Source organism: Paraburkholderia fungorum (genome assembly GCF_902833645.1).
GTDB lineage: Bacteria > Pseudomonadota > Gammaproteobacteria > Burkholderiales > Burkholderiaceae > Paraburkholderia > Paraburkholderia fungorum.
The window spans coordinates 91,642-114,868 of the sequence record NZ_CADFGE010000004.1; the positions used below are offsets into that span (position 1 = coordinate 91,642).

The 23,227-nt window shown below is 62.7% G+C and carries 22 protein-coding genes; 14 read left to right on the forward strand and 8 right to left on the reverse strand.

The genetic code is table 11. From position 1 onward, the window contains the following. Nucleotides 1-26 precede the first annotated feature (26 nt). From HWX91_RS14915 to thiL, 3 genes are all read right to left on the reverse strand, one after another. Nucleotides 27-527: a CinA family protein gene (locus tag HWX91_RS14915; protein ID WP_028196431.1), complete on the reverse strand. Its 501-nt coding sequence runs from the start codon at nucleotides 525-527 to the stop codon at nucleotides 27-29. A gap of 82 nt (nucleotides 528-609) precedes the next feature. After that, entirely contained in the window at nucleotides 610-1,182 is a 573-nt protein-coding gene (locus HWX91_RS14920; RefSeq protein ID WP_028196430.1) for a phosphatidylglycerophosphatase A family protein, read from the reverse strand. Continuing rightward, nucleotides 1,172-2,167, reverse strand: a complete 996-nt coding sequence (gene thiL / locus HWX91_RS14925) for a thiamine-phosphate kinase (protein ID WP_028196429.1) — start codon at nucleotides 2,165-2,167, stop codon at nucleotides 1,172-1,174. The genes HWX91_RS14920 and thiL overlap by 11 nt, the downstream gene beginning before the upstream one ends. A gap of 206 nt (nucleotides 2,168-2,373) precedes the next feature. Here thiL and HWX91_RS14930 point away from each other — a divergent pair, with 206 nt between their 5' ends. The 3 genes from HWX91_RS14930 (at nucleotide 2,374) to HWX91_RS14940 (ending at nucleotide 6,128) form a co-directional block, all read left to right on the forward strand. Beyond that, nucleotides 2,374-4,713 (forward strand): NADP-dependent malic enzyme, encoded by a 2,340-nt coding sequence (locus tag HWX91_RS14930; protein WP_028196428.1) that lies wholly within the window; start codon nucleotides 2,374-2,376, stop codon nucleotides 4,711-4,713. A gap of 421 nt (nucleotides 4,714-5,134) precedes the next feature. Beyond that, nucleotides 5,135-5,551 carry a ribonuclease gene (locus HWX91_RS14935; RefSeq protein WP_028196427.1) on the forward strand — a complete coding sequence of 139 codons (417 nt, stop codon included), beginning with the start codon at nucleotides 5,135-5,137 and terminating at the stop codon, nucleotides 5,549-5,551. Nucleotides 5,552-5,567: 16 nt separating this feature from the next. Beyond that, nucleotides 5,568-6,128: a barstar family protein gene (locus HWX91_RS14940; protein WP_028196426.1), complete on the forward strand. Its 561-nt coding sequence runs from the start codon at nucleotides 5,568-5,570 to the stop codon at nucleotides 6,126-6,128. A 94-nt stretch (nucleotides 6,129-6,222) separates the two neighbouring features. Here the strand turns inward: HWX91_RS14940 and HWX91_RS14945 are convergent, their stop codons facing one another. The 3 genes from HWX91_RS14945 to speE all read right to left on the reverse strand — a co-directional run bounded on the left by HWX91_RS14945 (nucleotide 6,223) and on the right by speE (nucleotide 8,392). Next, nucleotides 6,223-6,963, reverse strand: coding sequence for a 16S rRNA (uracil(1498)-N(3))-methyltransferase (locus HWX91_RS14945; protein WP_028196425.1), 741 nt, complete (start codon nucleotides 6,961-6,963; stop codon nucleotides 6,223-6,225). A gap of 19 nt (nucleotides 6,964-6,982) precedes the next feature. Then, nucleotides 6,983-7,396, reverse strand: coding sequence for a VOC family protein (locus tag HWX91_RS14950; protein WP_028196424.1), 414 nt, complete (start codon nucleotides 7,394-7,396; stop codon nucleotides 6,983-6,985). A 114-nt stretch (nucleotides 7,397-7,510) separates the two neighbouring features. Continuing rightward, nucleotides 7,511-8,392: a polyamine aminopropyltransferase gene (gene speE / locus HWX91_RS14955; protein ID WP_028196423.1), complete on the reverse strand. Its 882-nt coding sequence runs from the start codon at nucleotides 8,390-8,392 to the stop codon at nucleotides 7,511-7,513. 356 nt (nucleotides 8,393-8,748) lie between these two features. Between speE and tkt the strand changes: the two genes are divergently transcribed. Both tkt and gap read left to right on the forward strand, forming a co-directional pair. Next, nucleotides 8,749-10,770, forward strand: coding sequence for a transketolase (gene tkt / locus HWX91_RS14960; RefSeq protein ID WP_028196422.1), 2,022 nt, complete (start codon nucleotides 8,749-8,751; stop codon nucleotides 10,768-10,770). Nucleotides 10,771-10,865: 95 nt separating this feature from the next. Further along, nucleotides 10,866-11,876 carry a type I glyceraldehyde-3-phosphate dehydrogenase gene (gene gap / locus HWX91_RS14965; protein ID WP_028196421.1) on the forward strand — a complete coding sequence of 337 codons (1,011 nt, stop codon included), beginning with the start codon at nucleotides 10,866-10,868 and terminating at the stop codon, nucleotides 11,874-11,876. Between the two features lie 79 nt (nucleotides 11,877-11,955). On the opposite strand, the gene HWX91_RS14970 is transcribed toward gap, so the two are convergent. Continuing rightward, nucleotides 11,956-12,648: a FadR/GntR family transcriptional regulator gene (locus tag HWX91_RS14970; RefSeq protein WP_028196420.1), complete on the reverse strand. Its 693-nt coding sequence runs from the start codon at nucleotides 12,646-12,648 to the stop codon at nucleotides 11,956-11,958. 227 nt (nucleotides 12,649-12,875) lie between these two features. Here HWX91_RS14970 and HWX91_RS14975 point away from each other — a divergent pair, with 227 nt between their 5' ends. The 3 genes from HWX91_RS14975 (at nucleotide 12,876) to HWX91_RS14985 (ending at nucleotide 15,874) form a co-directional block, all read left to right on the forward strand. Then, nucleotides 12,876-14,204: a C4-dicarboxylate transporter DctA gene (locus HWX91_RS14975; protein WP_028196419.1), complete on the forward strand. Its 1,329-nt coding sequence runs from the start codon at nucleotides 12,876-12,878 to the stop codon at nucleotides 14,202-14,204. Between the two features lie 133 nt (nucleotides 14,205-14,337). Continuing rightward, nucleotides 14,338-15,348: an allantoicase gene (alc, locus tag HWX91_RS14980; protein ID WP_028196418.1), complete on the forward strand. Its 1,011-nt coding sequence runs from the start codon at nucleotides 14,338-14,340 to the stop codon at nucleotides 15,346-15,348. Between the two features lie 13 nt (nucleotides 15,349-15,361). Next, nucleotides 15,362-15,874 (forward strand): ureidoglycolate lyase, encoded by a 513-nt coding sequence (locus HWX91_RS14985; RefSeq protein ID WP_028196417.1) that lies wholly within the window; start codon nucleotides 15,362-15,364, stop codon nucleotides 15,872-15,874. A gap of 195 nt (nucleotides 15,875-16,069) precedes the next feature. On the opposite strand, the gene fur is transcribed toward HWX91_RS14985, so the two are convergent. Further along, nucleotides 16,070-16,498 carry a ferric iron uptake transcriptional regulator gene (gene fur / locus HWX91_RS14990; RefSeq protein WP_012434340.1) on the reverse strand — a complete coding sequence of 143 codons (429 nt, stop codon included), beginning with the start codon at nucleotides 16,496-16,498 and terminating at the stop codon, nucleotides 16,070-16,072. Between the two features lie 158 nt (nucleotides 16,499-16,656). Between fur and HWX91_RS14995 the strand changes: the two genes are divergently transcribed. The 6 genes from HWX91_RS14995 (at nucleotide 16,657) to HWX91_RS15020 (ending at nucleotide 23,213) form a co-directional block, all read left to right on the forward strand. Then, nucleotides 16,657-17,496, forward strand: a complete 840-nt coding sequence (locus HWX91_RS14995) for an outer membrane protein assembly factor BamE (RefSeq protein ID WP_028196416.1) — start codon at nucleotides 16,657-16,659, stop codon at nucleotides 17,494-17,496. 201 nt (nucleotides 17,497-17,697) lie between these two features. Beyond that, entirely contained in the window at nucleotides 17,698-18,495 is a 798-nt protein-coding gene (gene dapB / locus HWX91_RS15000; RefSeq protein WP_028196415.1) for a 4-hydroxy-tetrahydrodipicolinate reductase, read from the forward strand. 85 nt (nucleotides 18,496-18,580) lie between these two features. Continuing rightward, nucleotides 18,581-19,309 (forward strand): MotA/TolQ/ExbB proton channel family protein, encoded by a 729-nt coding sequence (locus HWX91_RS15005; protein WP_028196414.1) that lies wholly within the window; start codon nucleotides 18,581-18,583, stop codon nucleotides 19,307-19,309. Between the two features lie 24 nt (nucleotides 19,310-19,333). Then, nucleotides 19,334-19,771, forward strand: coding sequence for an ExbD/TolR family protein (locus HWX91_RS15010; protein ID WP_028196413.1), 438 nt, complete (start codon nucleotides 19,334-19,336; stop codon nucleotides 19,769-19,771). Between the two features lie 189 nt (nucleotides 19,772-19,960). Beyond that, on the forward strand, nucleotides 19,961-22,552 hold the full coding sequence (leuS, locus tag HWX91_RS15015; protein ID WP_028196412.1) for a leucine--tRNA ligase: 2,592 nt from the start codon (nucleotides 19,961-19,963) through the stop codon (nucleotides 22,550-22,552). 109 nt (nucleotides 22,553-22,661) lie between these two features. Further along, nucleotides 22,662-23,213 carry an LPS-assembly lipoprotein LptE gene (locus HWX91_RS15020; protein WP_028196411.1) on the forward strand — a complete coding sequence of 184 codons (552 nt, stop codon included), beginning with the start codon at nucleotides 22,662-22,664 and terminating at the stop codon, nucleotides 23,211-23,213. Nucleotides 23,214-23,227 lie beyond the last annotated feature (14 nt).

Consider the following 23,227-nt stretch of genomic DNA (forward strand, 5'->3'; position numbering starts at 1 on the left):
TGGCGCCTCAGGGTTTGAACCGGACGTTAATGTTCGCGTTCGTCGAGCAGGGCCAGCACGCCGCGCAACGCGTGCGCGGCAGCCTGCACGCGGATCTTCTCGCGGTCGCCCTTGAATACTTTGGTTTCCACGGATGTATGCAGCCGATTGCTCCAGCCGAACGACACCATGCCTACCGGCTTGGTTTCTGTGCCGCCGCCCGGACCGGCCACGCCGGTAATCGACAACGACACCTGCGCGCGGCTGTTGCGTAGCGCACCCTCGGCCATCGCGCGTGCCACCTGTTCGCTGACCGCGCCGTGCTTTTCGATCAGCTCGGCTGGCACGCCGATCATCTCGGATTTGGCCTGATTCGAATACGTGACGAAACCGCGCTCGAACCAGCCGCTGCTGCCGGAAATATCGGTGATCGCGGTTGCCACCATGCCGCCCGTGCAGGATTCGGCGGTGACGAGCATCAGGCGCTCGTCACGCAGACGGTTGCTCACGCGAATCGCGAGCTGATGAACCACGGAATCGGTAGGCATGACATCAATCCGGAAAACGGGGAACTGCTGCAAGAGGCTGCCGGCTTGCAGCCCTTGGCCGGCACTGGCCAACCGGCAACGGTTAAACCGACATGCGCCAGAGCGCAATCACGAGCAGCGTGAAAAACGCGGCGACCAGGTCATCGAACATGATGCCAAAGCCACCTTTCAGTCGGCGATCGAAATAGCCGATGGGCGGCGGCTTCACCATATCGAAGAAACGGAACACGAGGAACGCGACGAACTGCCCGGTCAGCGTGACCGGCGTGACCATCAGCAGCACCAGCCAGAACGCGACGATTTCGTCCCAGACGACCGGCGACGGATCGTCGGTGCCGAGCTTTTTGGCGGTGAAGCCGCAAATCGCAATGCCGCCGAGAAAACCGGCGACGATCAGCACGCCCCAGTCGACCACGGTCAAGTAGCGGCTCAGGACGGCGAACGATGCCCATGCGAACAGCGTGCCGACCGTGCCCGGCGCAACCGGCGACAAACCGCTGCCGAAACCCAGCGACAGGATGTGCAGCGGGTGCGACAGCATGAAGCGCGCGGTGGCGCGGCGCGGCTGAGGGCGTGGGGCGCGGGGCCCGGACGCGTTGGGCGCCGGATTGCCGATAACTTCGTCAGCGGGCACCAGCGGGGGATCAGTCTGCATGGAAATGGTCGAAGCCTTGCAACGTCAGGGTGAGCGGCGTGCCGGCGGCATTGCGCCAGCCGATCGCCGGGCGGTCGGCCGCCGATTGAAGAGCGCTTATTGTACCGATGCGCGTGACCGGTATCGCGGCCTCGCGGCCGGCTGATTCGACCGCGGCGCGTGCCGCAGCCGGGGCGGTGAAGCACAGTTCGTAATCGTCGCCGCCGGCTAGCGTGCAACGTTGCTGGATTTCGGGCGAGAGGCGGCGCAGCGCGTCTGATCTCGGCACAGCGTCGACGTCGACAGTGGCCTGCACGTTCGAGCGTTTCAGGATGTGCAGCAGGTCGCCGGCAAGTCCGTCTGACAGATCGAGCGCGGCGTGTGCGATTCCTCGCAACGCGAGCCCCAGGCGGATGCGCGGCTCCGGGCGTTCGAGGGCGCGACGAAACGTCGCAGTGTCGCTGGCATCGGCGGACCACTCGCCGCGCTGCACACCCAGCCCCGCACGGGCGTCGCCAAGCGTGCCGGAGATCCAGATGTCGTCGCCCGGTTGCGCGGCGTCGCGGCGCAGCGCGGCTTGCGGCGGCACGCTGCCGAACACGGTAAGGCACAAATTCAATGGGCCACCGGTCGTGTCGCCGCCGATCAGAGTGCAGCCATAGCGCTCGGCCAGAGTGAAGAGCCCCTCGCTAAAGGCGGCCAGCCAGACTTCGTCGGCCTTGGGCAAGGAGAACGCCAGTGTGAACGCCTGCGGTCTCGCACCCATCGCGGCCAGGTCCGACAGGTTCACCGCGAGGGCCTTATGACCGAGCGCCCCGGGATCGACATCGGGAAAGAAGTGACGGCCTTCCACCAGCATATCCGTCGATATCGCCAGCATTTCCCCCCGCCGCGGCGCGAGTAGCGCGCAGTCGTCGCCGATGCCGAGTGAGCCGTCATCGGCACGGGGTGCCGCGGCGGCGCGGCGGGCGAAGAAGCGATCGATCAGCGAGAACTCGGAGAGCATGGGGTGATGGATGAACGGATAACTGCAACGAAAAGCTGCTAACGGCGCGCATTATGCGGAAGCGCGAACGGGTAAACACTTTATTCGCACTCGACGCGGGTTTGACGGCCAATCAGCCGACCGCGCGCGACGTTTGCCTTTCACTCTGTTTCAGTCGCGGCAGTTGTACCCGTATTGAAGGAATTGGGCCGGCAATTGGGGCTACAATGCCGTCGAACGTCTATTCTAATCCGCACTTCGAAGCCCGCCTTATGTCGACTCCCGTCAATAGCAAACTCCGCGAAGCCGCCCTCGATTATCACGAGTTCCCGACCCCCGGGAAAATCGCGATCGCACCGACCAAGCAGATGATCAACCAGCGCGACCTCGCGCTGGCGTACTCGCCGGGCGTCGCGTTCGCGTGTGAGGAAATTGTCGAGAATCCGCTGAACGCCGCGCGTTTCACCGCGCGCAGCAACCTGGTCGGCGTCGTCACGAACGGCACCGCCGTGCTGGGTCTCGGCAACATCGGACCGCTCGCGTCGAAGCCGGTCATGGAAGGCAAGGCCGTCCTGTTCAAGAAGTTCGCCGGCATCGACGTGTTCGATATCGAGTTGAACGAGTCCGATCCGCACAAGCTGGTCGACGTGATCGCCGCGCTGGAACCTACCTTCGGCGGCATCAATCTCGAAGACATCAAGGCGCCGGACTGCTTCATCGTCGAGCGCGAATGCCGCAAGCGCATGAAGATTCCAGTTTTCCACGACGACCAGCATGGCACGGCGATTGTTGTCGCGGCGGCTATCACCAATGGCCTGAAGGTGGTCGGTAAAGACATCAAGAGCGTCAAGCTGGTGTCGTCCGGCGCGGGCGCAGCGGCACTGGCGTGTCTGGACCTGCTGGTCGACATCGGCCTGCCGCTCGAAAACATCACCGTCACTGACCTGGCCGGCGTGGTCTATAAGGGCCGCGTCGAACTGATGGACCCGGACAAGGAACGCTTCGCACGCGAAACCGACGCTCGCACGCTCGCCGAGGCGATCGGCGGCGCGGACATTTTCCTCGGCCTCTCGGCCGGCGGCGTGCTCAAGCAGGACATGGTCAAGCAGATGGCCGACAAGCCGCTGATTCTGGCGCTGGCCAATCCGACCCCCGAAATCCTGCCGGAACTGGCGCTCGAAGTGCGTCCGGACGCCGTGCTTTGCACGGGCCGCACGGACTACCCGAACCAGGTGAACAACGTGCTGGTGTTCCCGTTCCTGTTCCGCGGTGCGCTGGATGCGGGCGCGACAACCGTCACGCGTGAAATGGAAATCGCCGCGGTCAACGCGATTGCCGAACTGGCGCGCCAGGAGCAGAGCGATATCGTCGCGACTGCGTATGGCATCCAGGATCTCTCGTTTGGCCCGGAATACCTGATTCCGAAGCCGTTCGACCCGCGCCTGATCGTCAAGGTCGCGCCGGCGGTGGCGAAGGCCGCGATGGATTCGGGTGTTGCCGAGCGTCCGATCGAGGACATGGAAGCGTACGAACAGCATCTGCAGCAGTTCGTGTACCACAGCGGCACCACCATGAAGCCGATTTTCCAGCTGGCGCGCGGCGTCGAGCCGGAGAAGAAGCGCATTGTGTTCGCGGAAGGCGAAGAAGAGCGCGTGCTGCGCGCCATGCAGATCATCGTCGACGAAAAGCTCGCGAAGCCGATCCTGATCGGTCGTCCGGCGGTGATCGAACAGCGCATCGCGCGTTATGGCCTGCGCCTGGTCGCGGGGCAGGACTACACGGTCGTGAACACCGATCACGACGAGCGTTACCGCGATTTCTGGCAGCAATATCACAAGATGATGTCGCGCAAGGGCATCACCGAGCAGATGGCCAAGCTCGAAATGCGCCGCCGCACCACGCTGATCGGCGCGATGATGGTGGAACGCGGCGAGGCCGACGGCATGATCTGCGGCACGGTGTCCACCACGCATCGCCACCTGCACTTCATCGATCAGGTGATCGGCAAGAAGGAAGGCGCGAAGGTCTACGCGGCAATGAACGCGCTGGTGTTGCCGAACCGGCAGATTTTCCTCGTCGACACGCACGTGAACGTCGACCCGACGCCGGAGCAACTGGCCGAGATCACGATTATGGCGGCTGAAGAAGTACGCCGCTTCGGTATCGAGCCGAAGGTTGCGCTGCTGTCGCATTCGAACTTCGGCTCGAGCAATGCGCCGACCGCGCAGAAAATGCGCGACACGCTGGCGATCTTGCGCGAGCGCGCGCCGGACTTGCAAGTGGACGGCGAAATGCACGGCGACCTCGCGCTCGACGCGAACCTGCGCCGCGAAGTGCTGCCCGACTCGACGCTCGAAGGCGACGCGAACCTGCTGGTGCTGCCGAACATCGACGCGGCCAACATCTCGTACAACCTGCTGAAGACCGCTGCGGGCAACAACATCGCGATTGGTCCGATGCTGCTCGGCGCGGCCAAGCCGGTGCACGTGCTGACGGCCTCGGCGACGGTGCGCCGGATCGTCAACATGACCGCGCTGCTGGTGGCTGACGTAATCGCAGCCCGCTGATTCTTGAGCCGGGACTGAAGCGTGGCGTCGCCCGACTGTGGGCGTCACGCAAAAAAAAGGCGTGCCCGCAACGGGCACGCCTGCGGGTGAACAGGGGATAGTCACCCTAAAAAAGGCTGAATGAAACCATTCAGCCTTTGAGAGGCTGCAGCAACCGCAAGGCTTTCACTCCAGAGAACGAACCACGCAACGGACGCCGTGTGCGCCTGGTTTTGCCCTGTATTTGCTTGATTGAGCTAATTTTAGCTTGTATAGGCTAAATATTCTGTCAAAAGTCGTCAAAGCCAGTTCCGTGGCTCTTTCCCGCGCGATAGGATGTGTTTGCCGGTCTGGTGAACGTTGATTCTGTGGGGTTTTAGCGATACCCTTACGACTTTCATGGTCGTAAAACTCGTGATCTAACAGCGGGGAACCTTGATTCATGGCACGCAAGTGGCAGCGCATTAAAGGCGTGCTGATCGGTGCTTTGACGCTCTGCGCTTTATCCGGCTCCGTGCCTGGCGCGTTTGCGCGCGACTACACGGCACCCGCCGATACACAAGCACAGGTGCAGGGCACCATCGCCGCGGCGCAGTTGCCGCGCGAAGCAGTCAATACATTGAACTTGATTGCCGCGGGCGGGCCTTACCCGTATGAGAAGGACGGCATCGTATTCGGCAATCGCGAACGGTTGCTACCGCCGCATCGGCGCGGCTATTACCACGAATACACCGTTCCCACGCCTCGCTCGAGAAACCGCGGGGCGCGTCGCATCGTCTGCGGAGGTCCGCTACAGCGGATCGACAACTGTTACTACTCGGACGACCATTACACCAGTTTTAATCGTATTGTTGAATGACATCGGGATGAACGGCATGAGCGACAACGTCTACGCGCACGACTCCGGAGTCGCGACGGATCTTTTCGCGGCCGGCGACGGCAATTTGTTCCAGCGCGTCATGCGGATGCGCGCCGGCGACCAGGGCCGGGATAACCAGAGCGAAGGCAGCACTGTGCTTTCATCGAACGAGGAGCCCATGAGCCTTTTCAAGACCGTACGACCGAACATCGTACAGTCGATCCGCGCGTTTCGCGTGCAGGATCTCGCTGACGAGGCCAATCAACTCGGCCAGCATTTTCTTTATGCGTACTGCGCGAATGCCCAGTCCAAACAGGAAGTGCTGGAGACCATTGCCACGTCGTTTCTGTTTCCGAAGCATTTCGGCAAGAATTACGACGCGCTCTACGATTGCCTGACCGATCTGGTCCACAAGGCCGGTACGCAGCCCGGGTTCGTGATCGTGCTCGAGCAGTTGCCGGTCGCGCAGAAGTTCGATAAGGAAGGGCGCGAGACGCTCCTCGACGTGTTTCGCGAGGCGGCCGAGTTCTGGGCCGAGCGCAAGGTCGCGTTCCGGGTGTTTTATTCGTTTGCCTAACGGATGCGTTGAGCATTGCTCATCACCGCCAAAAAGAGAAAGGCCCGCCAATTGGCGGGCCTTTCTCTTTTGCATTTCAAATCAGTGGGTTGGCTTACCAGCCGCCCCAGCGGGCGGCCAATGCCGAGAGTACCGCGATGCCGGCGGTTTCCGTACGCAACACACGTGGACCGAGACCGACTGCAGTAAATCCGTGATCGGTCGCAGCGGCTTCTTCGGCTGCGGAAAAACCGCCTTCGGGGCCGACGAGTACCGTTACGCGCCCAAACGGCGGATTGGCGGGCAGCGCTGAAAAGCTGATGCTGGCGCGCGGCGACAGCAGAATGCGCAACTCGCCTTCTTCCGGTGCGCGGGGGGGCGCGCCGAGCCATGTGGCGATCTCGCGCACCGGCATCACCTCAGGCAGGCGATTGCGCCCGCATTGTTCGCACGACGCCCGCACAATGCCCTGCCAGTGAACATGCCGCCGCTGCGCGCGGTCGCCGGAAAGACGCACGACGCTGCGCGTGGTGGTCAGCGGCACGAAACACGATGCCCCGAGTTCGACGGCCTTCTCGATGAGCCAGTCCATCTTGTCGCCGCCGGCAATGCCTTGCGCGAGCGTGAGGTGATACGGCGGCTCCACTTCGATATTGCGGAATTCGTGAATTCTCACTTTGGCCGAGCGGCGTTCGACTTCGACGAGTTCGGCGCTGTATTCGCCGCCTTCGCCATTGAAAAGCACGATCGAATCGCCGGGCTGCAAACGCAGTACGAGGATGTGGCGCGTGACGTCATCGGGCAACGGCATGATGTCGTCGGGCTTGAGAGGCGTACCGACGAAGAAGCGAGGCATCAGAAAAATACTCATTAGTTCAGGAAAGGTGGCGAGCGAGCGCCCAACGGTAGCCGTCCAGATCTTCGACCTGGGCAAACCGGTCGCCCCAGAACTGATCCTGTGGCTCGCTCAGCGATTTTGCGCCAGCGGCCAGCGCCCGCGTGTAAACCGCGTCGACGTCGTCGACATAGACATAAAACGATTGCGGCGCAATCGCGCCCGCGCTCTTGGGGGTTTTCGCCGCCGAGCCGAACGCGCCTTCCGGCGCGAACATCACGATCAGCTGGCCTTGATAGGTCATCTCGACATGCATGACGACGCCGTCGTCCTGAACGCTATCGCGTATCTCGAAGCCGAATGCCGCTTCGAAGAACGCGGTCGCGGCACGTGCGTCGCGCACCGTCAGATAGGGGGTCAACCAGGGCACACCGGCTGGGCGGGAGGCGGTCATGGAGTTCTCCGGATCTATTGGGGTTGCGGGATGCATGTTGCGAGGCCAGGTGAGCGCTCGCGTATCGATATACCGATAGCGCGCGCCGACCGAACCGTGCATTTTGCCCACGCGTTAGCTTGATGGCTTTAAGAATTGACTTAGTTTATCGCGCACGGAGCGGGAAGCCGAGAACAGTCCGGCATGCAGAGCGGCATCGTAGTGTTTTAGCGAATCGATTTGGCGCGCGGCGAGGCGCTGGGTCAGTGTTTCGGCGGTGAGAGCTGCAGGGTCGAGCGTATCGCTGGCGCTAGCCATCATCCAGAGTGAGCCGTAGAGCGGGATGAAGGTATGCATCGTGCGCACGACGGCGAAGGCGTTGCGCAGATCGCCGAGCAGACGGGCGACGCGGTCGGCATGGAAGTACGGCGAGCCGAGATGCAGCGTGAGAACTGAGGCCGGACTCATGACACGCTTGAGTTGCCGGTAAAAGTCGGGTGTGTACAGGTCCGCGGCAGGTGAATCCGGCGGTGTCAGGTCGAAGGCAACCAGATCGAACCGCGCTGCGGCCTTTGCATCGATCCCCGCGACATAATGCGCGGCATCGCCGATTACCAGCTCGACGCGCGGATCGTCGAAAGCGCCATCGTGCACGTCGGCGAGATACTCGCGGGTCAGGCGCACGACTTCGGCATCGAGCTCCGCCACCACGATTCGCGCGATGCCGGTGTGTTTCAGTAATTGCCGCGCAGCGCCGCCGTCGCCGCCACCCAGCACCAGCGCCGCTTTCGGCGCAGGATGCGCCAGCGCGGCTGGATGCACCATGCACTCATGGTAGATAAATTCGTCACCGGTCGAGGTCATCGGGCGCCCGTCGAGCGTAAATAGCCGGCCGAGCTGTGGCGTGTCCCAGACCTCAATACGCTGATAGGGCGAATCGACGCACGCAAGCCGTCGAGCGTTAGGAAATCCGTAGACGGCGTCGGCGGTCGGGCGGAACAGCAGGGGAGCGTTCACGGATGGCGGGCTCCGTTCGGAGCGCGGTGGGTTGGTCTCGCTCAATTGTAAAGGCGCAAACGCGGCGTGGCCCGTCCGCACGCGGCTCCGACCCGAAACCGGGGGGCGGGCACATTCCGGACCCAGCGCGCAGTCAGCCCAGGAGCCAACGCGCAACCAGCCGGGAACCTGCAGCGAGGGGGCCTGCGCGCGGGAGGGCGCCCAACGTTCTGTTAGAATGTCACGCTTTCAGCCTTGTCCGTTTGCTCTGCCCGTTTCGCGTCTCCTGGCGCCGCACCGTGCGCCGAAGTGGACTGGCATTCGAGCATCCGGGCCTCAAGCGCGCACCGCTTTCTGACTCTGTCTCCGGACTCGACATGACGACCCCGTCTCCCGCACCCACCTCCCTGATGGCTAACGCAATCCGTGCGTTGTCCATGGATGCCGTTCAAAAAGCGAATTCCGGCCACCCCGGCATGCCGATGGGCATGGCCGAAATCGGCGTGGCCTTGTGGTCGCGTCATTTGCGCCACAACCCGAAGAACCCGCAGTGGGCCGATCGCGACCGTTTCATTCTGTCGAACGGCCACGGCTCGATGCTGCTGTACTCGCTCCTGCACCTGACCGGCTATGACTTGCCGATGGAAGAGCTGAAGAACTTCCGCCAGATGCACTCGAAGACGCCGGGTCACCCGGAATACGGCATCACGCCGGGCGTCGAAACGACCACCGGCCCGCTCGGCCAGGGTCTCGCGAACGCAGTCGGCATGGCGCTCGCCGAATCGCTGCTCGCCACCGAATTCAACAAGCCCGACGCGAAGATCGTCGACCACCACACGTACGTGTTCGTGGGCGATGGCTGCCTGATGGAAGGCATCTCGCACGAAGCCTGCTCGCTCGCGGGCGTGCTGAAGCTGAACAAGCTGATCGCGTTCTACGACGACAACGGCATCTCGATCGACGGCGAAGTGGTCCACTGGTTCCACGACGACACGCCGAAGCGCTTCGAAGCTTACGGCTGGAACGTGATCCCGAACGTGGTCGGCCACGATGTCGATGCGGTCGACGCCGCAATCAAGCAAGCCAAGCTGTCGGACAAGCCCACGCTGATCTGCTGCAAGACCGTGATCGGTGAAGGCGCGCCGACCAAGTCCGGCAGCCATGATTCGCACGGCTCGCCGCTCGGCGACAAGGAAATCGCGGCCACCCGTGAAGCGATCGGCTGGAAGTGGGAGCCGTTCGTAATCCCGCAGGAAGTCTACGCAGCGTGGGATGCGACGGAAGCCGGCGCGCGCCACGAATCCGAGTGGGACAAGGCGTTTGCCGCGTACGCAGCCAAATACCCGCAGGAAGCCGCTGAATTCAAGCGCCGCGACGCGAAGCAGTTGCCCGCCGACTGGAAGGAAAAGGCGCAGGCCATCATCGCCGGCGCTAACGAACGCAAGGAAACCGTCGCGACGCGCAAGGCATCGCAACAGGCTATCGAAGGCCTGTCGGCCGTGCTGCCGGAACTGCTCGGCGGCTCCGCCGACCTGACCGGTTCGAACCTGACCAACTGGAAGGCTGCCAAGCCGGTGCGCGTGAACGCCGAAGGCAAGGCCGCCGGCAACTACGTGAACTACGGCGTGCGCGAGTTCGGCATGAGCGCCGCGATCAACGGCATCGCGCTGCATGGTGGCTTCAAGGCCTTCGGCGGCACGTTCCTGACGTTCTCGGACTACAGTCGCAACGCGCTGCGTGTTGCCGCTTTGATGAAGGCGCCGTCGATTTTCGTGTTCACGCACGATTCGATCGGTCTGGGCGAAGACGGTCCGACCCACCAGTCGATCGAACATGTCGCAAGCCTGCGTCTGATTCCGAACCTACAAGTGTGGCGTCCGGCTGATACGGTCGAAACGGCGGTGGCCTGGACTCACGCGGTCGAGCATCATGGCCCGTCGTGCCTGATCTTCAGCCGTCAGAACCTGCCGTTCTCGGAGCGTACCGATGCGCAGATCGCCAATATCGAGAAGGGCGGTTACGTGCTGCGCGACTGGAACGACGAAATCGTCGCGCGCAAGATCATCCTGATCGCCACCGGTTCGGAAGTCGAACTGGCGTTGAATGCTGTCGAGCCGCTGGCTCGCGAAGGCATCGCGGCACGCGTCGTGTCGATGCCGTCGACCACGGTGTTCGACAAGCAGGACGCCGAATATCGCGAACGCGTGTTGCCGCACGGCGTGCGTCGCGTCGCGATCGAAGCGGGTGTCACGGATTTCTGGCGCAAGTACGTGGGTCTGGAAGGCGGCGTGGTCGGCATCGACACGTTCGGCGAATCGGCCCCGGCTGGCGTGCTGTTCAAGCATTTCGGCTTCACCGTCGAGCACGTCGTAGAGACGGCCAAAGCCGCACTCGGCTGATCTGCCTTCGAGGCTGCCGCGCGCACCCCACGCGCGGCAATCCCGGCAAATCAGGCCAACCTGGACGATTTTTTTCAGCCATCAGGAGATAGACCATGACGATTCGCGTCGCAATCAACGGCTACGGCCGGATCGGCCGCAACACGCTGCGCGCCTTCTATGAAAACGGCAAGAAGCACGATATCGAAATCGTCGCCATCAACGATCTTGGCGATGCCAAGACCAACGCTCACCTGACGCAATACGACACGGCACACGGCAAGTTCCCGGGCGAAGTCTCGGTGGACGGCGACTACCTGGTCGTGAACGGCGACAAGATTCGCGTGCTGGCTAACCGCAACCCGGCAGAACTGCCGTGGGGCGAGCTGAACGTCGACGTCGTGATGGAATGCACGGGCTTTTTCACAACCAAGGAAAAGGCCAGCGCGCACATCAAGGGCGGCGCAAAGAAGGTCATCATCTCGGCGCCGGGCGGTAAAGACGTCGATGCAACGATCGTCTACGGCGTGAACCACAACGTCCTGAAGGCATCGGACACTGTGATCTCGAACGCATCGTGCACGACCAACTGCCTCGCGCCGCTCGTCAAGCCGCTGAACGACAAGATCGGCCTGGTGAACGGTCTGATGACCACGATCCACGCGTACACGAACGACCAGGTTCTGACCGACGTGTACCACGAAGACCTGCGCCGCGCGCGCTCGGCCACGCACAGCCAGATCCCGACCAAGACCGGCGCTGCATCGGCTGTCGGCCTGGTGCTGCCGGAACTGAACGGCAAGCTGGACGGCTACGCGATTCGCGTTCCGACGATCAACGTGTCGGTCGTCGACCTGTCGTTCATCGCCGCGCGCGATACGACGGTCGAGGAAGTCAATGCGATCATGAAGGAAGCATCGGAAGGCGCGCTCAAGGGCATCCTCGGTTACAACGAGGCGCCGCTGGTGTCGATCGACTTCAACCACAACCCGGCTTCGTCGACGTTCGACGCCACGCTGACCAAGGTGTCGGGCCGTCTGGTGAAGGTGTCGAGCTGGTACGACAACGAGTGGGGCTTCTCGAACCGCATGCTGGACACGGCCGTGGCGCTCGCCAACGCGAAGTAAGCTGTTTGCTTTGCATGCCCCGCGGCCTGCGCGGCCGGCAGGGCAGAAAGATCAAAGCCGCTCCTCGGAGCGGCTTTTTTTACGCCTGCGGCGTCGGGAAATAGACGCCGGCGCGCTGCGCGGCGTTTGAGATGTGGGTTTCGATGGCCTTGCCGGCCGCGGCGGAATCGCGCGCCTTGAGCGCGTCGAGAATCACTCGATGCTCGGTGTACGTGGACAGCACCAACTCACGCCGATAAAACGGCATCCGCTGGCTTTCCTTCATGATTTCCGCGGCACTACTCAGTATCGATTCGATTGCCGCGTTGCCGGCAATGCTCACGATGCGCATGTGAAAGTCGTAGTCGAGGCGGGCGGCTTCGTCGAGTTCGTCGCAGGCGAGCGCTGTTTGCATGGCGGCGATGTTGTCTTCGAACCAGGCGAGGTCGGAATCGCTGATCGCCAGCGCTGCCATGCGGGCAATAAAGCCTTCAAGTGCGAAACGCATCTGGTACGTATCCGGCAACGAAGACTGTTCCGCGAACCGCCATGCCTGGGTGGTCGTCGCCTGTGCGCTGTCCACATAGACGCCCTTACCGGGGCGAATCGTCAGAAGACCGAGCGCTTCGAGCGTGGAGAGCGCCTCGCGCAACGATGCGCGGCTGATCGCGAGCTCTTCGGAGAGTTGGCGCTGCGCCGGCAACAAACTGCCCACGGGATAGACGCCCGCTTCGATCCGTTCGCGGATGATCGCGATGGCGGCATCGGTGACGGTATGCGGAACATTTTTCATGCTTGCTCACTTTGGGTGCGCGGTCTGACCAGCATTGTATGCGTGTTCTGAGCGCTCGTACGATGAGTCGTTAAAGATGCGCAATCCCGCCCCAAAACTGTTAAAAAACAACGGGTAAACGCTATTTAATGATTTCTTGACGTCAGTATATCGGCTTCCTACTATTCGCCATAACAGTACTGGTCGGACCAGTCTGAACAGATGTGATTCCCAATCAGGAGGAAGCCGTGTTGAAGTTCTTCAATTCGCTGTTTGGCCGGGTCGTCATAGCGTTAGTGGCGGGCATTGTGATCGGCGCCGTATTTCCGCATTTCGCCCAATCGCTGCGCCCGCTCGGCGACGGCTTCCTCAAGCTGATCAAGATGGTGATCGGCCCGATCGTGTTCTGCGTGGTGGTGAGCGGCATGGCGCATGCCGGCGATCTGCGCAAAGTCGGCCGCGTCGGCCTGAAGGCGGTGGTCTATTTCGAGGTTATGACGACGATTGCGCTCGTGATCGGCGCGGTGCTGGCCTATGCAACGCGGCCCGGCGTCGGCATGAACATCGACCTGCACTCGCTCGACCCCGCATCGCTCGCGACCTACACCGAAAACGCGAAGAGCCTGAAGGACACAGCCGGCTTTCTGCTGAAGATCATCCCCGACACGGCGATCAACGCATTCGCGACCGGCGACATCCTGCAAATTCTCGTTTTCTCCGTGCTGTTCGGCTCGGCGCTGTCGCTGCTCGGCAATAAGGCGCAACGCGTGAGCAGCCTGATCGACGAGCTTTCGCAGGTATTTTTCCGCGTGATGGGTTTCATCATCAAGCTCGCGCCGCTCGGCGTGCTCGGTGCGATCGCGTTCACGACCGGCACGTACGGGGTCGAGTCGCTCAAGCAACTCGGCATGCTCGTGGTGGTGTTCTACGCGAGCTGCATTGTGTTCGTGGTGGTCGTGCTGGGCGTCGTAATGCGCCTGGCAGGTTTCAGCATCTTCAAGCTGATCCGCTATCTGCGCGAAGAGCTTTCCATCGTGCTCGGCACGGCTTCTTCAGACGCCGTGCTGCCGCAGATCATGCGCAAGCTCGAATGGATGGGCGTCAAGGATTCGACCGTCGGTCTGGTCATTCCGACCGGCTACTCCTTCAATCTCGATGGCTTCTCCATCTATCTGACCCTTGCGGTGATTTTCATCGCACAGGCGACCAATACGCCGCTGTCGCTGCACGATCTGATTGTGGTGGTGCTGGTGTCGCTGGTGACGTCGAAGGGCGCGCACGGCATTCCCGGTTCGGCCATCGTGATTCTGGCTGCGACGCTGTCCGCGATTCCGGCGATTCCCGTGCTTGGCCTTGTGCTGATTCTGCCGGTCGACTGGTTTGTCGGCATTGCCCGCGCGCTGACCAATCTGATCGGCAATTGCGTGGCAACCGTGGTGGTCGCCGTGTGGGAAAACGACATCGACCGGGCGCGCGCCCATCGTGTGCTGAATCGCGACGAAGCACTGCGCTACGTGCCCGCTGGCGACGATGCCGGCGCCGAGCACGCGGCCGGCGACCATGTGCCGGCAGTCTGACGCGGCTTAACCCCGTCACACAGCGGCCAGCTTGACAGTTATTCCACAGCGCGCCGACGCAGCGCGCGTTCTGCATCCGGCGGATGCTCTGACTCCGCCGGCTCCCCTTACTTTTCGTCGCCTGACTGAGACTATGGCTAATCCGATCCTCGACCCCAACGCTCCTGCTTTCACCCGTCGCTACATGAACCTCGCCGACCCCCGGCTGGGCGCGAAGGCGCTCTACGCGAGCGACGAATTCTTCGCGCCGAAAGAACGCATGCTCGAGCCGCAGCCGGCCGTATTCATTCCCGGCAAGTACGACGATCACGGCAAATGGATGGACGGCTGGGAAACCCGCCGCAAGCGCACCACTGGCCACGACTATTGCGTGATCCGGCTCGCGCGCCCGGGCGTCGTGCACGGTGTCGACCTGGACACGAGCCACTTCACCGGCAATTTCCCGCCGGCCGCGTCAATCGACGCGTGCTATGTGGACGGCGAAGTCCCCCCCGACAACGCCGACTGGCAATCGCTCGTGCCTGCCACCACGCTGCAAGGCAACACCCACCACTACGTCGACGTGAACGACGCCCGCGCTTTTACGCATCTGCGCGTGAATCTGTATCCGGACGGCGGTCTCGCTCGTCTGCGTGTGTATGGCCAGCCGAAGCGCGACTGGGAGCGCGTCGAACGCGGCACATTGCTGGACCTCGCCGCGATCGAAAACGGCGCGTACCTGGTTGCTACGAATAATCAGCATTTCGGGCCGGCCTCGCAGATGCTGATGCCGGGCCGCGGCGTCAATATGGGAGACGGCTGGGAAACGCGCCGCCGTCGGGAGCCGGGTAACGACTGGGCGATTGTCGCGCTGGCGCGGCCGGGCGTGATTCACAAGATCGAAGTGGACACGGCGCACTTCAAGGGTAATTACCCCGATCGCTACTCGCTGCAGGCGGCCTCCGTAACGGGCGGCACCGACGACTCACTGATCACGCAGGCGATGTTCTGGCCGGTACTGATCGGCGAACAGAAGTTGCAGATGGACCACGTGCATACATTCGCGGACGGCATCGCATCCCTTGGACCGGTGACGCATGTGCGTTTCAATATCTTCCCCGACGGCGGCGTGTCGCGCCTGCGCTTGTGGGGCGAGATCGCGTAAAGGAGTCGCGGCGATGAAGACCTTGCATGTGGAACGGCTGACGCGCGCGGCTTTCGCGCTGTTCGGCGACGTCATCGAACTGGACGGCGCGCGCCATTTTCCGATCAACGGCGGCACGACCGAGCGCTATCACGACCTCGCGAATGTCGACGTAATGGACGATGGCGGCCGGCCGCTGATCAATCTGTTTCGCGCGCAGCCTCGCGACTTGCCGATCGAAATCGCCATGATGGAACGGCATCCGCTGGGCAGTCAGGCTTTCGTTCCCTTAACGGCTCGCCGCTATCTGGTGGTCGTCGCGCCGGCCGGCGAACTGGATCCGGCGCGCATGCGGGCGTTCTGGAGCGACGGCTGGCAGGGCGTGAACTATGCCAAAGGCGTTTGGCATCACCCGCTGCTCGCACTCGATCAGGTGAGCGATTTTGTGGTGGTGGATCGTGGCGGCGAGCAGCCCAACTGCGACGAATTGCCGTTGGCCGAGCCGTGGCGGCTGTTGTTTGAAGCGAGCGCTGAGTTGGTGGCCTGAAACGGGGGATCGGGCGGGTGGCGCAAGTCGTCGGCCATGCCGGCCATGTAGGGATGCCGCAAGGCACGACCGTCCTCGCGCGGCCTCGGTGCCGCACACGCAAAAAACCCGGCCGATTTTCATCGGCCGGGTTTTTTCTTTCATTGCCCACCGCGCCGCGCACCCCGACGCGGCCGACGTCGCACTAGTCCAGCTTCAGTGCTTGCGATGCGGGCAATTTTCCTTGGTGCACGCGCCGTACAGCGCCAGCGCATGCTCCTGCAGCTTGAAGCCGCGTTCCTTTGCGATGGACTGCTGGCGGCTCTCGATCTCGGAGTCGAAAAATTCTTCGACGAGTCCGCAATCGAGGCAAACGAGATGGTCGTGATGCGACCCTTCGTTCAATTCGAACACCGCCTTGCCCGATTCGAAATTGCTGCGCGAGAGCAGGCCGGCCTGCTCGAACTGCGTCAGCACGCGATACACGGTGGCAAGCCCGATATCGAGTTCTTCGTGCAGAAGGTTGCGGTAGACGTCTTCTGCGGTTAGGTGGCGTACCGGGCTATGCTGGAAAATCTCAAGGATTTTGAGGCGCGGAAGGGTCGCCTTGAGCCCGATATTCTTGAGATCGGTTGGATTGGTCATGACAAGGGATCCCTAGAGTACAATGCTGGGCTCTCATAGTAATGTGTTTTTGCCGTTCTGGTCATCTTCGATGGAATGAAACTCGCGCGGCTCGTCAGCGGGCCCGCACGGTGAGTGAAATGATTTCAAAATCTCAATTGATCTACCGGGGGAGCCGCATGCGGGGTACCTTGATCGCTGTTGCGACTGTCGCGGTTCTTGCCGGATGTTCCACCTACGACAGCCTGACGCAGCGCGTTGCCCAGAGTATTACGCCGTACCGTATTACGGTCGTGCAAGGCAATTTCGTCTCGAAGGAAGCAGCTGCACAGATGCAGGTCGGCATGTCGCGCGCGCAGGTGAAGCAGTTGCTCGGCACGCCGCTCCTGACCGACATGTTCCACGCGGACCGCTGGGACTACGTGTTCTATTTCAAACGCGGCTCGACTAACGTCGTGCAACAGCGTGACTTCGTGATTCTGTTCTCGGGTGACCGCGTCGCCAGCTGGACGGGTGGCGACGATCTGCCTTCCAACCTCGAGTTGCTGGCTGAAATCGACGGCGACAAGCTCGGCAAGAAGAAGGCTGCCGCGCCGAACGTGGCAAGCGCGGCCACGGGCGCCAGCGCGCCGGTCGCTGCTGCGGCGACCGTGGACACCACGCGTTCGCCTTCCGTCGACGGCGCCGCGGCCGCTGCGGCTCTGCCGTCAACGGACGCCAACGCCGAAGCCGCGCAGGCCGCCAATCGGCTGACCAACGCGGTGCAGACGCCGTCGAATGCGCAGCCGTCGGTGCGCTCGGCGGTGCCGACCGCCAACGGTGGCGGTATTCCGTCGCAAGGCCCAACGGCTGCCGGGCAGCCGCAGTTCCAGTTCCACCGTCCGCCGCCGCAGGTTCAGGGCGCGCAGGACAATCCGGTGGGACCAACCGGCTCGCAGAGCGGCAGCGGCGGTCCGACGTTGAACGCACCGCTGACTGCTTCGCCCGCATCTCCCGCGTCTTCGGGAACAGGCAACTAATCGCGCTGTCCGTGTCTTAATAAGACACGGCGAGAACGTCGTGCAGGCGTCGCGTATGGGCAACACGCCGTGCGTGGCGGCTTTCAGGCATTCTGCTGTTTCAGTCTCAGTCAGTGCGGCGCCAGGGCGTGCTGTGCGCCGCCGCTTTTGCCCGCAATTGTCGGAATTTGCCGGGTTTACCCCTTTCGAACCCTCGTAGCCATGAAAATTGCCATTGCTGGCGCATCGGGCCGTATGGGCCGGATGCTCATCGAAACCGTCCTCAACGATTCCGGCGCAACGCTGTCCGGCGCGCTCGACCGTGCGGATTCGCCGCAACTCGGTCAGGACGCCGGCGCATTTCTCGGCAAACAGACCGGCGTGCTGCTGACGGACGATGTCGAGCGCGTGTTCGCCGAATCCGACTACCTGATCGACTTCACGCGTCCCGAAGGCACGCTGATGCATCTGGAAGCCGCGCAGCGCCACAACGTCAAAATGGTGATCGGCACCACCGGTTTCGACAACGAGCAGAAAGCGCAACTGCGCGCCGCGGCGGACAAGATCGCGATCATGTTTTCGTCGAATATGAGCGTGGGCGTCAACGTCACGCTCAAGCTGCTCGAGTACGCTGCGAAGCATTTCGCGACTGGCTACGACATCGAAATCATCGAGGCGCATCACCGTCACAAGGTCGATGCACCGTCCGGCACGGCACTGACCATGGGCGAAGTGATCGCTCATGCGCTCGGCCGCAATCTCGACGACTGCGCGGTCTATAGCCGCGAAGGCGTGACCGGCGAACGCGATCCGTCCACGATCGGCTTTTCGGCGATTCGTGGCGGCGACATCGTCGGCGACCATACGGTGCTGTTTGCCGGGATCGGCGAGCGCATCGAGATCACGCACAAATCGGCGAGCCGCCTGTCGTATGCGCAAGGCGCGCTTCGTGCTGTACGTTTCCTCGAAGGCCACAAGACCGGCTTCTTCGACATGCAGGACGTGCTCGGCCTGCGCTGAGCGTGTCATGGGGCCACGGGGCCGGTTACGGCCCCGATTGCTCTTTTGCAGCACCCCTGTAATCACTTTCCAACGGCGAGATCAGATGACAGGCAGCAGCGGCATCCTCCATTACCTGGAAACCAGCGACGCGATCACGCATGGCGTCGCGTATGTGCTGCTGGCTATGTCGATTGCGAGCTGGTGCTTTCTGATTGTCAAAAGCTGGATCCTCACACGCGCGAAACGCCAGGCCACGCCGGCCATTGCCCAGTTCTGGCAGGCACCGACATTGGCGGAAGGCGTTGCGGCACTGAGGCGCGCCGACCGCGAGCGCGTTTTCACGCCGCTTGCCGAGGCTGCGTTGCATGCAGCCGAAGTGGACATTCCCGGTGCGCTGCTCGCCCGCGTCGAACGCGGCGAGCGGGTGCTGCGGGCGCTGCGTCAGGCGCTCAATATGTCGCAGCGGCGGCTCGAGTTCGGCCAGGTGCTGCTGGCTTCGGTGGGCAGCACGGCGCCCTTCGTTGGCCTGCTCGGCACGGTTTGGGGCATCTATCACGCGCTCGGCAGCATTGCGGCCAGCGGGCAGGCGCAGATCGAGAACGTCGCCGGACCGGTCGGCGAGGCGCTGATCATGACGGCTTTCGGCCTCGTGGTCGCGATTCCGGCGGTGCTTGCCTACAACGTCCTGGGGCGGATGGTGCGGCAGTTGTCGGAAGAACTCGACGGCTTCGCGCACGATCTGCACGCCTATGTGTGCGCGCCGGCGGATCAACCCCGGACGCAGCCTCAGGCGCAACAAGCTCAGGCCCGGACTCCCGAGGCGCAGCGCTGAGAGCGGAAGACGGAAGGAGGCGACATGGCATTCGGCGGACTCGAGAAAAAGCAGGCGGCCGCGCCGATGGCGGAGATCAACATGACGCCGTTAATCGACGTGATGCTGGTGCTGCTGGTGATTTTCATCATTACCGCGCCTTTATTCACGCACGCGATCCGGCTCGACTTGCCCAAAGTCGCAGCGGCGCCCGCGCGGCAAACGCCGCAAACCATCTCTCTTTCAGTCGATGCCGCCGGCAAGCTGTACTGGAACGGCACCGTCATTACGCTGCAGCAGATGCGCGCACGCTTCGTTGAGGCGGGTAAAGCGGGGCAGGCCGACCAGCCGGAAATCCAGCTGCGCGCCGAGCGCTCCACGCGCTACGAGGTGATCGCGCAGGTGATGGGGGCGGCGCAACAGGCCGGGCTCGAGCGGATCGGTTTCGTGACGGACCCGCCGCCGCCTGGCGCGAAGCCATAACGGTCCCGGCAACACTGCGCCCGCGCAGGCGCAACCCAGCCGAAGCCGGGCATCACGCCGCGCGGCGCACCCGTCCGCGAACGGTATAATCAGCCCTTTCCCCCGCAAAAGGGGAAACGAAGCCATTTCATCCAGCAGAGCACCAAAGCGGCCGGTGCGAAAGCACCGAACCAGCGACTCCATCACACCATGCACGAAAAATACGTTCCCTCCGACGTCGAATCCGCCGCGCAAGGGCAATGGCGCGCCATCGACGCGTACAAGACATCGGAAACCACTGATAAGCCCAAGTTCTATTGCGTCTCGATGCTGCCGTACCCGTCGGGCAAACTGCACATGGGGCACGTGCGCAACTACACGATCAACGACGTGATGTACCGCTATTTGCGGATGAACGGCTACAACGTGTTGATGCCAATGGGCTGGGACGCGTTCGGCATGCCGGCGGAAAACGCTGCGATGGCGAACAACGTGCCGCCGGCGAAGTGGACCTACGACAACATCGCTTACATGAAGAAGCAGATGCAGTCGATGGGCCTCGCGATCGACTGGTCGCGCGAAGTCGCGACCTGCAGCCCCGATTACTACAAGTGGAACCAGTGGCTGTTCCTGAAGATGCTCGAAAAGGGCATCGCGTACAAGAAAACCGGCACCGTCAACTGGGATCCGGTCGATCAGACCGTGCTCGCCAACGAGCAGGTGATCGATGGCCGCGGCTGGCGTTCGGGCGCGCTGATCGAAAAGCGCGAAATCCCGATGTACTACATGCGCATCACGCAGTACGCGGATGAGTTGCTGAACGACCTCGAAGGCCTCGGCTGGCCCGAGCGCGTCAAGATCATGCAGCAGAACTGGATCGGCAAGAGCTTCGGCGTGAACTTCGGTTTCCCGTATGAAATCGACGGCGAACAGAAGCTGCTGCGCGTGTTCACCACGCGCGCCGACACGATCATGGGCGTGACCTTCTGCGCGGTTGCCGCCGAGCATCCGCTCGCCACGCGTCTCGCGCAAGACAAGCCGGAACTGCAGGCCTTCATCGAAGAATGCAAGCGCGGCGGCGTCGCTGAAGCCGACATGGCGACGATGGAAAAGAAGGGCATGGCCACCGGCTTCACCGTCACGCATCCGCTGACGCAGGAACAGGTCGAAGTGTGGATCGGCAACTACGTGCTGATGAGCTACGGCGAAGGCGCGGTGATGGGGGTGCCCGCGCACGACGAACGCGACTTCGCGTTCGCGAAGAAATACAGCCTGCCGATCAGGCAGGTGGTCGCTGTTGAAGGCAAGGATTACTCGACTGACGCCTGGCAGGAATGGTACGGCGACAAGGACGGCACGCTCGTCAACAGCGGTAAGTACGACGGCCTGAACTACACCCAGGCGGTCGATGCGATTGCGGCCGACCTGAAGGAACTTGGCCTCGGCGACAAGCAGATCACGTGGCGTCTGCGCGACTGGGGCGTGTCGCGCCAACGGTACTGGGGCACGCCGATTCCGATCATTCACTGCCCGACCTGCGGCGACGTGCCGGTGCCGGAAAAAGATCTGCCGGTGGTGTTGCCCGAAGACCTCGTGCCGGACGGTACGGGCAATCCGCTCGCGAAGTCCGAAGCGTTTGTGAACTGCACCTGCCCGACTTGCGGCGGCGCGGCGAAGCGTGAAACCGACACGATGGACACCTTCGTCGATTCGTCCTGGTACTTCTACCGCTATGCGGCGCCGGACGCGAAAACCATGGTCGACGAGCGCACCGACTACTGGGCGCCGATGGATCAGTACATCGGCGGCATCGAGCACGCGATTCTGCATCTCTTGTATTCGCGCTTCTGGGCGAAGGTGATGCGCGACCTCGGTTTGATCAAATTCGGCGAGCCGGCCAGAAACCTGCTCACGCAGGGCATGGTGCTCAATGAAACCTATTACCGCGAGAACGAAGCGGGTAAGAAGACCTGGTACAACCCCGCCGACGTCACCGTCTCGTTCGACGACAAAGGCCGCCCGGTCGGCGCCGTGCTGAACTCGGACGGCCAGCCGGTGGTGCTCGGCGGCGTCGAGAAAATGTCGAAGTCGAAGAACAACGGCGTCGATCCGCAACTGCTGATCGATCAACATGGCGCGGATACCGCGCGTCTGTTCGTGATGTTCGCCGCACCGCCCGAGCAGCAGCTCGAATGGTCGGGTTCGGGCGTGGAAGGCGCGAGCCGCTTCCTGCGTCGCGTGTGGGGTTTCGGTCACACGAACGAAGCCGCGCTGCGTGCCGGCGGCACGATCGATCCCGCGCAACTCGGCGAAGTCGACAAGGTGTTGCGCCGCGAGATCTACAGCGTGCTGAAGCAGGCCGACTTCGACTATCAGCGTTTGCAATACAACACGGTGGTGTCGGCGGCGATGAAGATGCTTAACGCGCTCGACAGCGCGAAGGGCGCGCAACCGGCGGTGCTGCGCGAGACGTACAGCGTGCTGCTGCGCGTGCTGTATCCGGTCGTGCCGCACCAGACCTTCCAGTTGTGGCAGGAACTCGGTTACGCCGACGAATTTGGCTCGCTGCTCGACGCAGCGTGGCCGAAGGTCGACGAGCAGGCGCTGGAACAGGCCGAAATCGAACTCGTGCTGCAGGTGAACGGCAAAGTGCGTGGCGCGCTCACGGTGGCGAAAGATGCGACGCGTGAAGCGATCGAACAGCTCGCCGCCGCCCATGAAGCGGTCGAGAAATTCAGCGAAGGCAAGGCGCCGAAGAAGATCGTCGTGGTGCCAGGCCGTCTGGTGAACGTGGTCGTTTGAAGCCCTTTGACAGTTTGACAGCCCACCGGGACATGACAGCAGACAAGCGCCGCCGCCTGCGGCAGTGCTTGTCTCTCGCTGCGGAATCTACTGCGAACCAGGAGCCAATGTGACTCGCAGATCGTTATTGACGCTGGTGTGCAGCGTGCTGATGTTGTCCGCCTGCGGCTTCCAGTTGCGCGGCCAGCAGGACTACGCATTCAAACGACTCTATATCTCCGGCGGTTCGGCAGCGGCCGGCGCGCGGCTGACCCGCATCGTGCAGGGCGGCAGCGACACGGTGGTGGTCAGTTCCGTCGCGAATGCCGACGCAACCTTGCAGATCACCGAAGGGCGCGGCGTCAATTCGCTCACGCTGAATTCGCTCGGTGTCGTCGAAGAGTATGCGATTAATCTCTCGATGACCTACTCGCTGGTCGGCAAGGACGGTACGGTGCTGATTCCGCCAAGCGTAATCGCGCTGAACCGTGCAATGACCTATAGCGACCAGTATTCCCAGGCCAAGTCAGCCGAAGCCGATATTCTGTTCGCGGACATGGAGAACGACGCGATCGATCAGCTCACGCGCCGTCTGTCGCTGGTGCGCTCGCTGCATCCGGCTCCGGATCAGCAGGTGCCGGGGGTTGCGCCGCGTGCGCCGTTGCCGCCGCCGCCGTTGTGAGCGTCACGCGTTCG

Bases quoted from the DNA above. Each gene is read 5' to 3' on its own strand.
- HWX91_RS14915 (WP_028196431.1), bottom strand. From the start codon at position 527: ATGCCTACCGATTCCGTGGTTCATCAGCTCGCGATTCGCGTGAGCAAC.
- HWX91_RS14920 (WP_028196430.1), bottom strand. From the start codon at position 1,182: ATGCAGACTGATCCCCCGCTGGTGCCCGCTGACGAAGTTATCGGCAAT.
- thiL (WP_028196429.1), bottom strand. From the start codon at position 2,167: ATGCTCTCCGAGTTCTCGCTGATCGATCGCTTCTTCGCCCGCCGCGCC.
- HWX91_RS14930 (WP_028196428.1), top strand. From the start codon at position 2,374: ATGCCGTCGAACGTCTATTCTAATCCGCACTTCGAAGCCCGCCTTATG.
- HWX91_RS14935 (WP_028196427.1), top strand. From the start codon at position 5,135: ATGGCACGCAAGTGGCAGCGCATTAAAGGCGTGCTGATCGGTGCTTTG.
- HWX91_RS14940 (WP_028196426.1), top strand. From the start codon at position 5,568: ATGAGCGACAACGTCTACGCGCACGACTCCGGAGTCGCGACGGATCTT.
- HWX91_RS14945 (WP_028196425.1), bottom strand. From the start codon at position 6,963: ATGCCTCGCTTCTTCGTCGGTACGCCTCTCAAGCCCGACGACATCATG.
- HWX91_RS14950 (WP_028196424.1), bottom strand. From the start codon at position 7,396: ATGACCGCCTCCCGCCCAGCCGGTGTGCCCTGGTTGACCCCCTATCTG.
- tkt (WP_028196422.1), top strand. From the start codon at position 8,749: ATGACGACCCCGTCTCCCGCACCCACCTCCCTGATGGCTAACGCAATC.
- gap (WP_028196421.1), top strand. From the start codon at position 10,866: ATGACGATTCGCGTCGCAATCAACGGCTACGGCCGGATCGGCCGCAAC.
- HWX91_RS14970 (WP_028196420.1), bottom strand. From the start codon at position 12,648: ATGAAAAATGTTCCGCATACCGTCACCGATGCCGCCATCGCGATCATC.
- alc (WP_028196418.1), top strand. From the start codon at position 14,338: ATGGCTAATCCGATCCTCGACCCCAACGCTCCTGCTTTCACCCGTCGC.
- HWX91_RS14985 (WP_028196417.1), top strand. From the start codon at position 15,362: ATGAAGACCTTGCATGTGGAACGGCTGACGCGCGCGGCTTTCGCGCTG.
- fur (WP_012434340.1), bottom strand. From the start codon at position 16,498: ATGACCAATCCAACCGATCTCAAGAATATCGGGCTCAAGGCGACCCTT.
- HWX91_RS14995 (WP_028196416.1), top strand. From the start codon at position 16,657: ATGCGGGGTACCTTGATCGCTGTTGCGACTGTCGCGGTTCTTGCCGGA.
- dapB (WP_028196415.1), top strand. From the start codon at position 17,698: ATGAAAATTGCCATTGCTGGCGCATCGGGCCGTATGGGCCGGATGCTC.
- HWX91_RS15005 (WP_028196414.1), top strand. From the start codon at position 18,581: ATGACAGGCAGCAGCGGCATCCTCCATTACCTGGAAACCAGCGACGCG.
- HWX91_RS15010 (WP_028196413.1), top strand. From the start codon at position 19,334: ATGGCATTCGGCGGACTCGAGAAAAAGCAGGCGGCCGCGCCGATGGCG.
- leuS (WP_028196412.1), top strand. From the start codon at position 19,961: ATGCACGAAAAATACGTTCCCTCCGACGTCGAATCCGCCGCGCAAGGG.